At 44.9% G+C, this 14,486-nt stretch carries 14 protein-coding genes; 10 read left to right on the plus strand and 4 right to left on the minus strand.

Annotation, left to right across the window (positions count from 1 at the left end; all coding sequences use genetic code 11):
• The first annotated feature begins 14 nt into the window (after positions 1 to 14).
• Positions 15 to 767, plus strand: coding sequence for an ABC transporter ATP-binding protein (locus tag LRL21_RS17125; RefSeq protein WP_240417009.1), 753 nt, complete (start codon positions 15 to 17; stop codon positions 765 to 767).
• Complete coding sequence (locus LRL21_RS17130; protein WP_240417010.1) at positions 764 to 1,528, plus strand: ABC transporter permease; 765 nt, start codon at positions 764 to 766, stop codon at positions 1,526 to 1,528. The genes LRL21_RS17125 and LRL21_RS17130 overlap by 4 nt, the downstream gene beginning before the upstream one ends.
• Before the next feature lie 180 nt (positions 1,529 to 1,708).
• On the opposite strand, the gene LRL21_RS17135 is transcribed toward LRL21_RS17130, so the two are convergent.
• Genes LRL21_RS17135 through LRL21_RS17145 form a run of 3 tightly spaced genes read right to left on the minus strand, consistent with a single transcriptional unit; the run spans position 1,709 to position 4,432 of the window.
• Entirely contained in the window at positions 1,709 to 2,404 is a 696-nt protein-coding gene (locus LRL21_RS17135) for an RluA family pseudouridine synthase (protein WP_240417011.1), read from the minus strand.
• Between the two features lie 3 nt (positions 2,405 to 2,407).
• Positions 2,408 to 3,271, minus strand: coding sequence for a class I SAM-dependent methyltransferase (locus tag LRL21_RS17140; protein ID WP_240417012.1), 864 nt, complete (start codon positions 3,269 to 3,271; stop codon positions 2,408 to 2,410).
• A gap of 21 nt (positions 3,272 to 3,292) precedes the next feature.
• Entirely contained in the window at positions 3,293 to 4,432 is a 1,140-nt protein-coding gene (locus LRL21_RS17145; RefSeq protein WP_240417013.1) for a peptidylprolyl isomerase, read from the minus strand.
• A 222-nt stretch (positions 4,433 to 4,654) separates the two neighbouring features.
• Between LRL21_RS17145 and glgB the strand changes: the two genes are divergently transcribed.
• Genes glgB through LRL21_RS17170 form a run of 5 tightly spaced genes read left to right on the plus strand, consistent with a single transcriptional unit; the run spans position 4,655 to position 11,282 of the window.
• Positions 4,655 to 6,595: a 1,4-alpha-glucan branching protein GlgB gene (gene glgB, locus LRL21_RS17150; protein WP_240417014.1), complete on the plus strand. Its 1,941-nt coding sequence runs from the start codon at positions 4,655 to 4,657 to the stop codon at positions 6,593 to 6,595.
• Positions 6,588 to 7,751, plus strand: coding sequence for a glucose-1-phosphate adenylyltransferase (locus tag LRL21_RS17155; protein WP_240417015.1), 1,164 nt, complete (start codon positions 6,588 to 6,590; stop codon positions 7,749 to 7,751). Before glgB ends, LRL21_RS17155 begins: the two co-directional genes overlap by 8 nt.
• A 15-nt stretch (positions 7,752 to 7,766) precedes the next feature.
• Positions 7,767 to 8,867, plus strand: coding sequence for a glucose-1-phosphate adenylyltransferase subunit GlgD (gene glgD / locus LRL21_RS17160; protein WP_420832458.1), 1,101 nt, complete (start codon positions 7,767 to 7,769; stop codon positions 8,865 to 8,867).
• A 57-nt stretch (positions 8,868 to 8,924) separates the two neighbouring features.
• Positions 8,925 to 10,352 carry a glycogen synthase GlgA gene (gene glgA, locus LRL21_RS17165; RefSeq protein ID WP_240417017.1) on the plus strand — a complete coding sequence of 476 codons (1,428 nt, stop codon included), beginning with the start codon at positions 8,925 to 8,927 and terminating at the stop codon, positions 10,350 to 10,352.
• 57 nt (positions 10,353 to 10,409) lie between these two features.
• Positions 10,410 to 11,282: an HAD hydrolase family protein gene (locus LRL21_RS17170; protein WP_240417018.1), complete on the plus strand. Its 873-nt coding sequence runs from the start codon at positions 10,410 to 10,412 to the stop codon at positions 11,280 to 11,282.
• A gap of 86 nt (positions 11,283 to 11,368) precedes the next feature.
• On the opposite strand, the gene LRL21_RS17175 is transcribed toward LRL21_RS17170, so the two are convergent.
• The gene (locus LRL21_RS17175; protein WP_076230187.1) at positions 11,369 to 11,665 is read right to left on the minus strand and encodes a hypothetical protein; all 297 of its coding nucleotides are present in this window, start codon (positions 11,663 to 11,665) and stop codon (positions 11,369 to 11,371) included.
• 182 nt (positions 11,666 to 11,847) lie between these two features.
• Here LRL21_RS17175 and LRL21_RS17180 point away from each other — a divergent pair, with 182 nt between their 5' ends.
• The 3 genes from LRL21_RS17180 (at position 11,848) to LRL21_RS17190 (ending at position 14,371) form a co-directional block, all read left to right on the plus strand.
• Complete coding sequence (locus tag LRL21_RS17180; RefSeq protein WP_240417019.1) at positions 11,848 to 12,048, plus strand: hypothetical protein; 201 nt, start codon at positions 11,848 to 11,850, stop codon at positions 12,046 to 12,048.
• Positions 12,049 to 12,157: 109 nt separating this feature from the next.
• Positions 12,158 to 12,853 carry a FadR/GntR family transcriptional regulator gene (locus LRL21_RS17185; RefSeq protein ID WP_240417020.1) on the plus strand — a complete coding sequence of 232 codons (696 nt, stop codon included), beginning with the start codon at positions 12,158 to 12,160 and terminating at the stop codon, positions 12,851 to 12,853.
• Positions 12,854 to 13,045: 192 nt separating this feature from the next.
• Entirely contained in the window at positions 13,046 to 14,371 is a 1,326-nt protein-coding gene (locus LRL21_RS17190) for an ABC transporter substrate-binding protein (RefSeq protein WP_240417021.1), read from the plus strand.
• Positions 14,372 to 14,486 lie beyond the last annotated feature (115 nt).

The following is a 14,486-nucleotide window of genomic DNA, read 5'->3' on the forward strand; positions in this document are numbered from 1 at the left end:
GGAAGGTGAACACAATGACAATCCTCCAAATTCATCAATTAAGAAAACATATCCAACAAAAGGAACAGCGTATTTTATTTGATGACTTCTCAGTCGAGATAAATGAGCCTGCGATCATATCGGTGCTGGGAGCCTCCGGTCAAGGAAAAAGTACATTGCTGCGGATTATTGGCATGCTCGATACAGCAGATAAAGGGACGCTTAGCTATCGTGGCAAGCTATCCAATGAATGGCAGCCACATATGTGGCGCAATAAGGTAAGCTATGTCGCTCAGCAGGCCGTAATGCTGCCAGGAAGTGTAGAAGACAATTTACGTACGGTGAGCAGGCTGCAAAGGCAGCCCTTTGATCGTGAATTGACCATGCAGCTGCTGGAAGCGGTTCAGCTGGAAAGTTTGGATTGGAGCAAACGTGCAGAGGATTTATCCGGCGGAGAGAAGCAGCGCGTGGCTCTAGTTCGCTCGATGCTGCTGCGTTCGGAAATATTGTTGGTAGATGAGATTACAGCTTCACTCGATGTAAGAAGCAAGCAGGCGGTTGAAGAGCTCCTGTTGGATTGGCATCGACGTGAAGGGACAACGTTCATTTGGGTTACTCATGATCTGGAGCAGGCACGTCACACGAGCAGCCAAGTATGGTTTATGGCTGAGAACAGGCTGTATGAAAATAGGTCGACAAGTGCTTTTTTTGAACATCCGGAGACGGAGCTCGCACGTAAGTTTGTGCAAGTACCGCAAGAGACTGAGGGAATTGGGGAGCATCGATGAGTACAACCGCGTTGGGCTTTACACTGGCATTCATATTTATTACGATATTCATTTCCATGCGTCAGAAGCTCGGTTTGGAAAAGGAAATTTGGATCGGGACAATTCGCTCTGCCGTGCAGCTCCTGCTGGTTGGATATTTGCTGCAGTTCGTATTTAATACGAATCATCCGGCGCTGCTGGTGCTGATTATCGCGATTATGGTTGTAGTAGCAGCTGCTAACTCAGCCAAACGGGGAAAAGGGCTCACAGGTGTGTTCTGGCGCGTTGCAATGTCAATTGGCGCAACAGAGGCGGTCACCATGGGCTTGCTGCTGGTGCTGCGTATTATCGAGCCGACTCCACAATATATCATACCTCTGAGCGGTATGATTATTGGCAGTTCGATGGTCGTCTCCGGATTGTTTCTTAATCAAATGCACTTAAATGTGCAAGCTTCCAGAGGCGAGATTGAGGCTCTGCTATCGCTGGGAGCAACCGTCAGGCAAGCGATCCAGGTATCCCTGAAGCGTTCCGTGAAATCCAGCATGATACCGACAATTGATGGGATGAAGACGATCGGGCTGGTGCAGCTTCCAGGTATGATGACGGGTATGATTGTTGCCGGGGCCGATCCTGTTGAAGCTGTTCGCTACCAGATTCTGATTGTGTTTATATTGGCCGCTTCTGCGGCTTTATCTAGTATGATGCTGGGTCTGCTGAGCTATAAGCTTTGGTTTACTGAGGATGAGAAGCTTCGAATGATGGCTAAGCAGCAGGATTAAGCCAAGCGCATCATCCAACCGTGGACTTCCATCAGGTGTTGGCTGTTAAACCTGAAGGAGGAAACATCTTCTAGAGCATTTCCATAAGAATGGGATAATCTGCAGCTTAACCCGAAAAACCCACCTGTCTCTCTCTATGAGTGAGACGGGTGGGTTTTTCGGCAACACGTACTTATCACTTTATAGTTCCCACAAAGACCATGGATAAGCCGATTGCGGAGGCGTTGAGCTAAAGCTCAAGACTTCTTTGGTCGTTGGGTGCTCAAAGCCAAGCTCCGTTGACCAGAGTGCGATTTGCTGACCTGGTTTTGTCAGGTGAGCCCCATAGCGCTGATCACCGACAAGCGGGCAGCCGATAGCAGCAAACTGGACACGGATTTGATGGGGCCTGCCCGTGTGCAGCTCAACACTTACAAGCGAACAGCCCTCTCTATGACCAAGCAACTGGTAATCGAGAATCGCTTCTTTAGCACCTGCAGCATTTGGGGATACAACAGAAACCATATTGGTTTTGGTATCCTTGAGCAAATGATGGCGTAATGATGCCTGCTCCTGCTTAGGTTTACCGTGTATAACCGCTATATACCGTTTACGGATGTTTCTTGTCCTTACCGAATCGGACAGCCTTGAAGCAGCCTTGGAGGTTTTGGCAAATACCATTACGCCGCCAACGGGACGATCCAATCGATGCACCAAGCCAAGGTACACATTACCTGGCTTTTGATGACGGTGCTTCAAGTCCTGCTTAATAAGCGTCAACAAATCGGGATCGTGGGAATCATCCTCTTGAGTCGGTACATTTACAGGCTTGATAACGACAATGACATGATTATCTTCGTACAAAACGGGTATTGATGAGAATGCTTCGTTCGACAAGGACTAGGCCTCCCAACGTCCCAGTATACCGCATGGCAGCATAAGCTTGGACGCCGTAATCGGAAGTCCGATTTCTCCACATGTGATGGTACCACCGTGTGCTTTGCCCATGGACAAAGCGAGAATATTTTTAAGCACCGTAGCGGAAATGCCGGTTGTATAGGAATTGATTAGCATAAATAGAGGTCTATTGGACATAATGCCCATACATGACTCTACAAAAGGAAACAGATCCGTTTCCAGCTTCCAGGTCTCACCATTCGGTCCGCGTCCATAGGAAGGAGGGTCCATAATGATCGCATCATATTGACTGCCGCGACGCTGCTCACGTTGTACAAATTTAAATACGTCATCGGTAATGAAACGCACGGGTCTGTCGCCAAGTCCGGATAGCTGCACGTTTTCCTTGGCCCATTGGACAACCCCTTTGGAGGCGTCAACGTGGCATACTTCGGCTCCGGCATAAGCGCAAGCCACCGAAGCTCCACCTGTGTAGGCGAACAGGTTTAATACCTTGATCTTCCGTCCAGCCCCCTGAATCTTGTCAATCATCCATTTCCAGTTGGCTGCTTGCTCAGGAAATAATCCCGTATGCTTGAAGCTCGTTGGCTTAATATGAAATTGCAATTTGTCATAGGCGATTGTCCAGCGCTCAGGCAATTGGGTACGCTGCTCCCATTGGCCGCCACCGCTTGTACTGCGATGGTAATGAGCATCAGCAGATTTCCAGGGTGCTGTTTCTTTACTGAGCGGCCAAATAATTTGTGGATCGGGACGGCGTAAAATAATGCTTCCCCACCGTTCAAGCTTTTCACCGTCACCGGTATCGATTAATTCATAGTCTTTCCAATCGTGTGTTGCAAACATAGATGTACCTTCCTTCGGTAATTAGGGTTTAGGCAGCGTGATGGACTTAATCAAGCCGGGTAATTCTTTTTCATTAAACTGTTTGGACAGGTCGGATAGAAGCTGCTGCTTTAATTGATCCTTTATGGCTTCAAAGGATTGGGTGCTGCGTGACTCTACCCGAATAATATGGTAACCGAATTCAGTTTCCACCGGTTCGCTGATTTTGTTGATCTCCAGGGACACAACCGCTTTCTTGAAGCCTTCTACCCATTTGGTAACCTCGGCATCTGCATAAAGTCCGCCGCTATCCTTAGAGCCGGGGTCTTCCGAATATTGCTTGGCAACTGACGCAAAATCTTCGCCGCTCTTAAGCTTATCCTGAACTTCCTTCAATTTTTGATCGATCACTTCCTTAGTGCGAGGGCTGCCTTTTTCATCATTATTGCTGATCATAATATGGCGTACTGTGGCTTTCAGCAGATTTTCACTATTGCTGCTCACCTGTTGATCATACAAAGCTTTAATTTTTTCATCAGTAGCCTGGGTGTTCAGCCACATTTGAGCACCGATTATAGTTTCAACATAGCTGTGCACAAGACTTGGAGTTAATTGATTGGCTGTGAGAACCGTATTCAGGTCTTGACCCGAGGAAGCTAGATATTTGTTCAGCTGCACTACCTGTGAATCCACGGTTACAGCGATCGATTTACGGAATTCTTCTCCCGCACGCTCCATCAGGATCTGCTGACCGATTAGCTGCTTAAGCATATAGGTTTTGTAGCCTTCATCTTTATCATACTTGGCATTATCGGGGTCAAGTAACCGCTGGAAGTTTAAATAAGTTTCAAAAGAGCCTAAATTCACCTCTCCGCCATCATAGGTAGCAACGATAGCGTTCATATCGATCTTTTTGCCAACCCAGATCGTGTCGGTATCTCCGTCGTACTGAACTTCTTTACCGAGTGCTTCACTGACAAAACGCAGCGGCACATAAGTCGTTCCATTGTAGATAAAGCTTTCACCCTGTTCGGAGGTTGGGGTTTTTACATAGCCATCAAACATATATTTGATGTTTTTGAAATATACTTCTATTTGGGTCCCGCTGGCATAAGCAATTGATCCAGTCAGCATAACGCCTAACGACAGACCAAGTACAAGCCCTTTAACCTTGTCATTCATTCTTATTTTCCACCTTTCTGAGTGTAAGCTAGAATATATTCCACTTTAATCGTCAAAATCCTGCTTTTTTGGGTAAAAGGAAGTGAAGACAGCAGCAAGGGGGCCATTTCGCCATTTCATATTTTACTAAGAATTTGGAATGTTGAGAGAGGAATTTGGACTTGGATGTAGTATTTGTCTATATATGGACGGAATTCTTGAAAATAAGGGGATGGATGACTAATGACGAGCTTAATCCCCGGTCCGGACGACCTATTCTTGTTCCATGAAGGCAGCTTGTATCAAAGCTACCGAATGCTTGGAGCGCACTTTATCGAGAATGAGGGAGTCGCCGGTGTCCGATTTGCAGTCTGGGCACCGCACGCCAAGGAAATCAGGGTTATTGGAGATTTTAACAACTGGATTGGCACTGAGCACAACATGAGTAAAGCCAGTACCTGGGGCATATGGATTTTATTTGTTCCCGATGTCCAGGAGGGCGAATATTACAAGTACGAGATTGTGACTGAACAGGGGGTAACGCTGCTCAAAGCTGATCCTTACGCGTTTTATTCCGAATTAAAGCCAGGCACAGCTTCCCGTGTCTACGAACTGGATGGTTATGAATGGAAGGATGCAGCCTGGCAGCAGCGTAAACAAGCTGAGTCCGTGTACAAGCAGCCGATTAACATTTACGAAGTTCATATGGGGACCTGGAAAAAGAAGCCCGGAGGTGAATATTACACCTACCGAGAGCTTGCTGATGAAATGATTGACTATGTGGCCGACATGGGTTATACCCACCTTGAATTACTACCGCTTGCGGAGCATCCTTATGATCGTTCATGGGGCTACCAGGCCACAGGTTATTATTCCGTTACGAGCCGCTTTGGCACACCCAAGGATTTCATGTATTTCGTTGACCGCTGCCACAGCAAAGGGATTGGGGTCATTATGGACTGGGTCCCGGGGCATTTTGTCAAGGATGAGCATGGTTTGAGGCAGTTTGATGGAGAGCCGCTCTACGAGTACAATGATCCGAAAAAAGCTGAAAAGCCGCAGTGGGGCACGTTAATGTTTGACTTTACGAAGCCGGAAGTGATCAGCTTTCTCATATCCAACGCGCTGTTCTGGATGGATAAATATCATATCGATGGTCTGCGGGTTGATGCGGTAGCCAGTCTGCTGTCTCTGAATCTCGGAAGACCACCCGAACAGAGGATTACGAATGCGAATGGAGGGGACGAGAACCCCGAGGCTGTACAATTTTTGAAGCAGCTGAACACGACTGTTTTCGCACATTATCCGCATTCCTTAATGATGGCGGAGGACTCCAGCAATTGGCCGAAGGTGACTTCGCCGGTGCATGATGGAGGCTTGGGCTTCAATTACAAATGGAATATGGGCTGGATGAATGATATGCTGAAGTATATGGAGATCGATCCGTATTTCCGTCGCGGAAGCCACAATCAGCTGACCTTTTCCTTTATGTATACTTACAACGAAAATTACGTACTGCCCTTGTCACATGATGAGGTCGTTCACGGCAAAAAATCGTTATTAAACAAAATGCCGGGTGATTATTGGCAAAAATTCGCAAACCTGCGGCTGCTGCTCGGTTATATGATGGTGCATCCCGGCAAAAAGCTGCTATTTATGGGCAGTGAGTTTGGTCAGTTTGATGAATGGAAGGATTTGGAGGATCTCGATTGGGAGATGCTGGACTACGATAGTCACCGATCCATGAAGCATTATGTTCATGATTTAAACCATCTGTACCTTAAGGAACAATCGTTATGGGAACTGGATCATCAGCCCGAGGGCTTTTCCTGGATTGATCCTCATGATAGCAAGCAAAGCATTACGACCTTCATGAGAAAATCAAGCGACCCGGATAACTTTTTGATCATCATTTGTAATTTCACTCCTGTTGTTCATGAAAAATATCGTATTGGGGTTCCGCTTTTAGCTGACTATATAGAGTTTTTTAACAGCGATCTGCCTGCATATGGCGGTTCCGGGCAAGTGAATAAGAAATTGAAAACAGAAATCGTTTCATGGCATCACCAACCCTACAGTCTGCAACTAACGATTCCGCCACTTGCGGTCGTTATTCTGAAGCCTGTCAAGATCCGCCGCAAAGCTATATCCGAAAAAAAGAAAGGGGTTAGTGTCGATGCGTAAAAAGGAATGCGTGGCCATGCTGCTAGCCGGTGGAGAAGGAAAGAGACTGGGTGTACTGACCAGCAAGCTTGCGAAACCTGCAGTTCATTTTGGCGGGAAGTATCGGATTATTGATTTCACGCTTAGTAACTGCACCAATTCTGGAATTGATACGGTAGGCGTGCTCACTCAGTATCAGCCTTTGGTTTTAAATACGTATATCGGGATTGGAACGCCATGGGACCTGGATCGCAAGCATGGTGGGGTTACAGTGCTGCAGCCTTTTATGGAGCAAAAAGGTGGAGACTGGTACAAGGGAACGGCCGACGCGATATTCCGCAATGTATCCTATATTGATCAATACGATCCCGAATATGTGCTTGTCATCTCAGGTGATCACATTTACAAGATGGACTATGATGTGATGCTGGATTTTCACAAAAAGACGGAAGCCGATGCTACCATCGCTGTTATTGAAGTGAAATGGGAGGAGGCGAGCCGTTTTGGACTCATGAGCACGGACGATGAGAACCGGATTACCGAGTTCGCTGAAAAGCCCAAGGAACCGAAAAGCAATTTGGCTTCAATGGGGATTTATATTTTCAATTGGAAGGTACTGAAGGAATTTTTGTATATGGATGAAGAAAATGCAGAATCCAGCAAGGATTTTGGCAAGGATATTATTCCATTGATGCTGAGCGAGCAGAAAAAGCTGATGGCTTATCCATTTGAAGGCTACTGGAAAGATGTGGGTACGATCGATAGCTTATGGGAAGCCAATATGGATTTGTTGGAGGCTGAACCTGAATTTAATTTGAATGATAAAGAATGGCGAATTTATTCCGTTAATCCATGCCAGCCTGGTCAATATGTGGCGCCAACCGCGCAAATTCGCCGTTCGTTAGTTAACGAGGGCTGCGCTGTTTTTGGTGAAATCGATCACTCGGTCTTATTCTATGGTGTTGAAGTAGGCGAGAACAGCTTAATTAAAGACTCTGTCATTATGCCGAATGTGCGTATCGGAAATAATGTGAAAATATATAAATCGATTATCGGTGACGGCACGATTGTAGAAGATGGCTGCACCATTGGCGAGCCTGGTGATCATCAGGATATTACTTTGATTGGCGGCAATGAAGTAATCAGTTTACCATCCAAGATCAACGTGAAAGGGTGAGTTTGTATGAAGCGAATGATGGGCGTCATCAATCTGGTTAATGAGCCGGATGGTCTGGAAGAACTTACCTACTCTCGTAATGTTGCCTCGGTCCCGTTCGGTTCCAGGTATAGACTGATTGATTTTACTTTATCGAATATGATTAATTCCGGTTTGGAAAATGTCGCCGTATTTACTCAGCACAAATACCGCTCCTTGATGGATCACCTTGGATCTGGAAAAGAATGGGATTTGGATCGCAAACGTGGTGGCTTGTTTATTTTACCGGCGATCATGCAGGAAACAACGGGCATGTCCCGCGGCGATTTATTCCAATTTTATAGCCACCGTGATTATTTTTACCGGGCTCGTGAAGAATATGTCGTTATTTCCCGCAGCCATATTGTATGCAATATTGATTTAAATGAGGTACTGGATTATCACCTGGAGAGAAATGCTGACATTACCGTTGTATACAAGCATGCGGATGACGAAGAATTTGCCAAGTTCAGGCGTATGGCCGTTAAAGAAGACGGGCAAGTCACGGTTATGGAAGATCAGAACGGTCGCTTGCGTACTGATAACATTTCTATGGAAATCTATATCATGAGCAAGGAATTGCTGCTGGATATGGTGGAATCGTGCCTGGCACAAGGCTATGATCATCTGGTGCGGGACGGTATTATGAAAAACATTGATAAGCTGGGCGTTTATGGCTATTTGCACGAAGGTCATGCGGGCATTGTCAATACGATCCAAAGCTACTATAAGCACAGTATGCAGCTGCTGAACCCCAAAGTATGGCGCGAGCTGTTTTTTCAGAAGAATCTGATTTATACCAAGGTCAAGGATGAGCCGCCAGCTAAGTATGCCGAGCATTCTCTGGCCCGCAATGCCTTAATTGCGAATGGCTGCATTATTGAGGGCAAAGTGGAAAATAGTATTCTGTTCCGTGGTGTCAAGATCCGCAAGGGTGCCTATGTAAAAAACAGTATCATCCTGCAAAATTGCGAAATCGAGGAAAATGTGATCATTGAAAATGCAATATTGGACAAGGATGTGTTTATTAGCCGAGGCCGTGTCCTGACTGGTGATAAGCAAGCGCCATTTATTGCTTCAAAAACGAAAGTTATATAAAGAAAAGTATATAGAGACTAGAGACAGGTTACATATAAAAGGAGTGGTAGTTTGTCCATGAAAGTGTTATTTGCCGCATCGGAAGCTGTACCTTTTGCCAAAACAGGTGGTTTGGCTGACGTCATCGGATCGTTACCGAAGGAATTGGTCAAGCAGGGACTGGATGTCAGAGTGATGCTGCCCAAGTATGGAGACATACCGGCACAATTTACGCAAAAAATGGAAACCATCGCCACCTTTACACTGCGGATGGGTTGGAGAGAGCTCTACTGCGGTATTTTGAAGCTTGAGCACGAAGGCATTACTTTTTATTTTGTTGACCATGAGAATTATTTTTTGAGAAGTGGTTGTTACGGGTATAATGATGATGCAGAGCGGTTTGCTTTCTTTTGCCGCGCTGTAATGGATTCCCTGCAGCATATTGATTTCATGCCGGACATCATTCATTGTCATGATTGGCAGACCGGGATGGTACCGGTATTGTACCGAGCCCATTTTAGCTACCAACCGGCTTATGCCCATATCAAGACGATCCTTACTGTGCATAACCTGAAATATCAGGGAGTGTTTGGTAAGGAACAGTTTATGGATTACTTTACGTTGGGTGAGGAGCACTTTGGCGGATTTGCACTCGAAATGCATGGAGGCGCCAGCTTCTTAAAGGGTGGCTTGTTATACTCCGATATGATTACAACGGTAAGTCCTACGTATGCCGAGGAAATTCAAACGCCGTATTTTGGAGAATATTTGGACGGACTCCTGCGCAGCCAAAGTCATCGATTGTACGGGATTGTCAATGGAATTGATTATGAAGAATTCGATCCTATGACAGATCCTCATCTGGAAGTGAACTACCGGGATTCTCTTGTGAAAAAACAGCAAAACAAGGTAAAGCTGCAAGAAAAGCTCGGTCTTCCTGTTAATAAGGATGTTCCACTAATCGGGATTGTTACTCGTCTTGTGGAACAAAAGGGTTTATCGCTTGTAGAGCATGTGATAGAACAATTGATGAGTCTCAATGCGCAATGGGTTGTGTTGGGTACAGGCGAGCACCGCTATGAGCAGCTATTTCGTTGGGCAGCTGACCGTTATCCCGACAAGCTGTCTACGCTGATTACATTTAATGAAACGACGGCGCGGCAAATTTATGCCAGCTCCGATTTGTTCCTGATGCCATCTCAATTTGAACCGTGCGGGATTGGACAATTGATTGCAATGCGTTACCGTTCAGTTCCCATTGTTCGTGAAACAGGCGGGTTGAAGGATACCGTCAGCGCCTATGAAGAGGAAACCGGTGCCGGCACGGGATTCAGCTTCACGCATTACAATGCGCATGATTTGCTGTATACGGTAAACAGAGCTGTTTCGCTTTACAGCGATTCCCAAGCTTGGAATAAGATTTTGGCTAATATTAAAAAGAAGGATTTCAGCTGGCGCAAATCTGCACAGCAGTACGCTTCCCTTTATAACCAACTAGTGAAATAATCATAGAAAACCAACGCCCAAAGCGTTGGTTTTTGTACACGAAAGGGGAACGAACTTATGATGAAGCCGATATATGCATTAACTGATTTGGATGGAACACTACTGCAGCCGGACGCCACTCTTTCTTCCTATACCATTGAGGTATTAACGGAGGCTTTGGAGCAAGGCCATCGAATCAGCTATGCCACTGCCAGAAGCTATACAAGTTCACATGCGGTTGTAGGTCAAATTCCCTGGAAACACCCTATGGTTTTATATAACGGAGCGTTATTATACGATCCTGTAGAAGGCAAAGTGCTGGATGGCGTCTTTATGGATCTGGAACTAACGAATGAATTGATTCAGTTTGGGAAGCTGCATGGACAATGCCCCTTATTATTCGGATTGGATGTAGACGGCTCGGAACGTGTGCTGCATGAATCATTAGCAGGGGTCGGCTACAAGCAATTTGTCTCAAGCAGGCCCAATGATGCAAGATTCAGGGAAATTCCTGAGCTGCGCTGCCCGGATGATATACAAACCTTGCTGCTCACCTATATCGGACATTATGACGAGATGGTGCCATTGATGGAAGCCGTACGTGCCGCATATGGCGAACGGATTCAAATTCATTTTATGGCGGATACGTATATCACGGATCATTATTTTCTGGAATTCAGTCATGTGGATGTGAATAAAGGCAATGGTCTGAGAATGTGGGCTAAGAGTGTTGGATGTCAGACGGAGGACATTATCGCTATTGGTGATAATCTGAATGATATTAGTCTGCTGGCGGCCGCAGGGAAGAAGCTCGCGGTGAGCAATGCCAAGCTGGAGCTGCAAGCGGTAGCCGATGAGATTATCGAAGCCAATTCGGAAAATGGTGTAGCCAAATATTTACTGGTGAAGATGACAGGGATGCCTCAAGAGCAATACGAGCAAGTGGATTAACGGTGATGAACTGCATAACCTTAACAAACAAAGAGTGAGATCTCTATGAGGGATCTTACTCTTTGTTGTGTGCAGACATAGATCGATCAGGCAGTCTGCAAAACCTTGGACTTCAGATGGGCACGAATCATCATAATACGTTGCTTAACGTAAAAGTCAAAAGCAGCACCTTTAAGATCTTTAAGCGGAAAGTTTTGCTCCGTATGATTATCGATAATAACCAATGACCCATCTTCAAAAAATTTGAAGGTCAGATCCAGCCAATAGCTATCTGTAGTATGGAGAATCTTTTCGATTTGAATGTCTGTCAGCAGTTCGCTATTGGTTTCTATCAATTGTTTGTAATAATCACGTTCAATAAATCTGGCGTTAGTTGCTTGCATATTCGACACCCCTTTCGGATTACGAACGAATGTTCTTAATACCATTATACCAAACATTTGTTCGTAGTCAAGAGTTTGCAGAATATTCTTTCAAATAGTTAAATACATTATCGAATAATGCTATAATGAATCCTAAAGAGGGTACTTTATAGGAAGATATAAGTTATATGGAGTTGATGATCATGAAGTTTGAATATACGATTTTGAATAAAAAGGTAGATTCCTACGGTGTAAGCTACTTTATGGATGAGAAGGCTCATATTCCGAAATTTAATGATATTTCCCTGATCAGAGTATTGAATATTCTCGGAGATCAAGGATGGGAACTGGTAGTCAAAGAAAACCCCAATACGTATATCCTGAAACGCCAGTTGAAAGGATGACGATGTGAACTGAATAGAAGATTTTTATCTTGCATTTTTGAATTAATGCTGATAATATTATCCAAGGCGATAACTTGTAGGACATGTTATAAGTAAGGTGGTGAAAGAGATGAGTTTAACAAGCATTGATAAACAAAATATCGTCGACGAAGTGTATGCCCAAATTAAAAATAATATCGTAAACGGCACCTGGAAGCCTGGTGATAAGATTCCTTCGGAGCATGATTTGTGCCAATTGTTCAAGGTGAGCAGAGTCAGTGTTAGAAGCGCGATTCAGAAAATGAGAGCGATCGGAATCATCACTACCAGACATGGACAAGGCTCCTTTATTTCGCAATCGATTCAGGATCGGATATTGAATGATTTAACTCCTATCATGAATATAACGGAACGTGAATTCATGGATATGATGGAATTTCGTGAAACGATAGAATTCAAATGTATTGATCTGGCTGTCCAGAGAGCAGATGAGGAAGATATCCGTCGCATTGAGCAGGCTCTTGAAAAAATGATAGCTGGCCAAAGCGATTACAAAAAATATACGGCCGCAGACATTGAGTTTCACGTAGCTATAGCCAAAGCTTCCAAAAATGAAATTCTGTATCAGGTCGTGAAAAATACCCATGCTTACTCTGAATTTTTGGAGGAGATGAATCGCGTTTTTGGTGTCAGTGAAGAAAGTGTGGAAGGGCACACCCAACAATTAGAAGCGTTAAAAAGAAGAGACGGTGAAGCTGTTAAAGCATTGATTAAAATAGGTATGAATGGCAATATAGAAAAACTGCGGGAAAGAAACCAGCATTAAGCAACAGATATGCCTTATGCAGATTTCTTTCGAAGTAACTTGTATGACATCATACATAATACAATTATTGATTGCGATTGCTAGGTTCACCACAGAATACTGGAACTCGATTTCAGTCAACTTATATAGCATCCGGTGAACCTTGCATTAACAATATATAGAAAGAAGCTATAACATAATGGAGGGAAAAGAATGAACAAAAAGATTGCACAAATGGGGTTGCTTTCTGTATTAGCACTAACTGTTGGCCTGACAGGCTGCGGAGCCAAACAAGAGGCTTCTGCAGGGAAGCCAGCAGATAATCAGGCGGGTAAGCCAGTTACTCTCAAAATCATCTCTGTCTCTCAAACGGAAAAGCCGGATGGCCCTGCTGAGAAGGAAATCGCCGATGAATACATGCGGCTTCATCCTAACATCAAGATTGAATTTATCGGAGTGCCTCTGAATGATTTGTTTAAAAAGCTAACCACGCTGGCAACATCTGGAGATTTACCCGATGCCTTCACCAATACGCCTGAATTCATGAGAACGGCCTATGGAATGAATATTACAGCGGATTTAACCAAGCTATTGGGTGATCAATATTTGAAAGAGTTTTATCCGTACATTGTAGAAGAATCCAGCGTTGACGGCAAACTCCAATTTTTCCCATGGAATGCTACACCGCAAGCATTGATCTATCGTGGAGATTGGTTCGAAGCTGAAGGACTGAAGGCTCCAGAAACATGGGATGACTTTGTAACCGTTGCCAAGAAGCTGACCAAGGATACGAATGGGGATGGCAAGCCAGACCAATGGGGCTTCGGAATGGTTGGTACGCGTAACTCTTCAGGCGGTTCACGCTTTATCCCGGTTCTCCGTTCATTCGGTGCGGACGAATTGAGAAAAGATGCAAGCGGTAAATGGGTAACGGATTTGGATTCGCCGAAAGCGAAGGAAGCGTTCCAGTTTTATGGCGATTTGTTTACGAAACATGGTGTTGTACCTCCAGGTGTAACAGAAACCGGCTTTCCGGAAGCAGCTACTTTGATGGCTAACGGTAAGGTAGGGATGTTGATCAGCGGTCCGAACGCTTTGGGTACCATTCTGGCTCAGAATCCGAGTTTAAAAGGCAAGCTCTACAGCGCACCCATTCCTAAGAAAGATAAGAACGTGTCCACCTTCGGACTGATTGGATATTCCATCTCTGCGGAAAGCAAAAACAAAGAAGCCGTGGCCGATTACTTGAAATTCGTAGTGAATAAAGAAAACTCGTTAAAATGGAACGCAATAAGCGGACGTTTGCCAACGAGAGTAGATGTAGGCGAAAATCAGCAATTGAATACACCAGAAATGATCGGGTTTTCAAAATCTATTGCTAATGCGTTCCACGTACCGAATTTCTCCACCTATACACAATTCCAGGACATAGTAGCTGAAGCTTATCAGATGCTGCTGGCCAAGGGCGGAGATGTGGACGCAGCTACGAAAAAAGCAGCTGGTCGTGCTAATGAATTGATCCAGAAAGAAGGCAAGTAAGCTTTCATGCAATTATTTGAGGGGGATGTCCTCCCCCTCTTTTTCACGAGAACATGAACGAGTCGTCGCATCCAAGAATAGGTTCTACGTTGCAAGTTTTTGCTGACGCAAAAAG

The sequence above is a fragment of the Paenibacillus periandrae genome, assembly GCF_022458865.1.
GTDB lineage: Bacteria > Bacillota > Bacilli > Paenibacillales > NBRC-103111 > Paenibacillus_S > Paenibacillus_S periandrae.

Bases quoted from the DNA above. Each gene is read 5' to 3' on its own strand.
- LRL21_RS17125 (WP_240417009.1), top strand. From the start codon at position 15: ATGACAATCCTCCAAATTCATCAATTAAGAAAACATATCCAACAAAAG.
- LRL21_RS17130 (WP_240417010.1), top strand. From the start codon at position 764: ATGAGTACAACCGCGTTGGGCTTTACACTGGCATTCATATTTATTACG.
- LRL21_RS17140 (WP_240417012.1), bottom strand. From the start codon at position 3,271: ATGTTTGCAACACACGATTGGAAAGACTATGAATTAATCGATACCGGT.
- LRL21_RS17145 (WP_240417013.1), bottom strand. From the start codon at position 4,432: ATGAATGACAAGGTTAAAGGGCTTGTACTTGGTCTGTCGTTAGGCGTT.
- glgB (WP_240417014.1), top strand. From the start codon at position 4,655: ATGACGAGCTTAATCCCCGGTCCGGACGACCTATTCTTGTTCCATGAA.
- LRL21_RS17155 (WP_240417015.1), top strand. From the start codon at position 6,588: ATGCGTAAAAAGGAATGCGTGGCCATGCTGCTAGCCGGTGGAGAAGGA.
- glgD (WP_420832458.1), top strand. From the start codon at position 7,767: ATGATGGGCGTCATCAATCTGGTTAATGAGCCGGATGGTCTGGAAGAA.
- glgA (WP_240417017.1), top strand. From the start codon at position 8,925: ATGAAAGTGTTATTTGCCGCATCGGAAGCTGTACCTTTTGCCAAAACA.
- LRL21_RS17170 (WP_240417018.1), top strand. From the start codon at position 10,410: ATGATGAAGCCGATATATGCATTAACTGATTTGGATGGAACACTACTG.
- LRL21_RS17175 (WP_076230187.1), bottom strand. From the start codon at position 11,665: ATGCAAGCAACTAACGCCAGATTTATTGAACGTGATTATTACAAACAA.
- LRL21_RS17180 (WP_240417019.1), top strand. From the start codon at position 11,848: ATGAAGTTTGAATATACGATTTTGAATAAAAAGGTAGATTCCTACGGT.
- LRL21_RS17185 (WP_240417020.1), top strand. From the start codon at position 12,158: ATGAGTTTAACAAGCATTGATAAACAAAATATCGTCGACGAAGTGTAT.
- LRL21_RS17190 (WP_240417021.1), top strand. From the start codon at position 13,046: ATGAACAAAAAGATTGCACAAATGGGGTTGCTTTCTGTATTAGCACTA.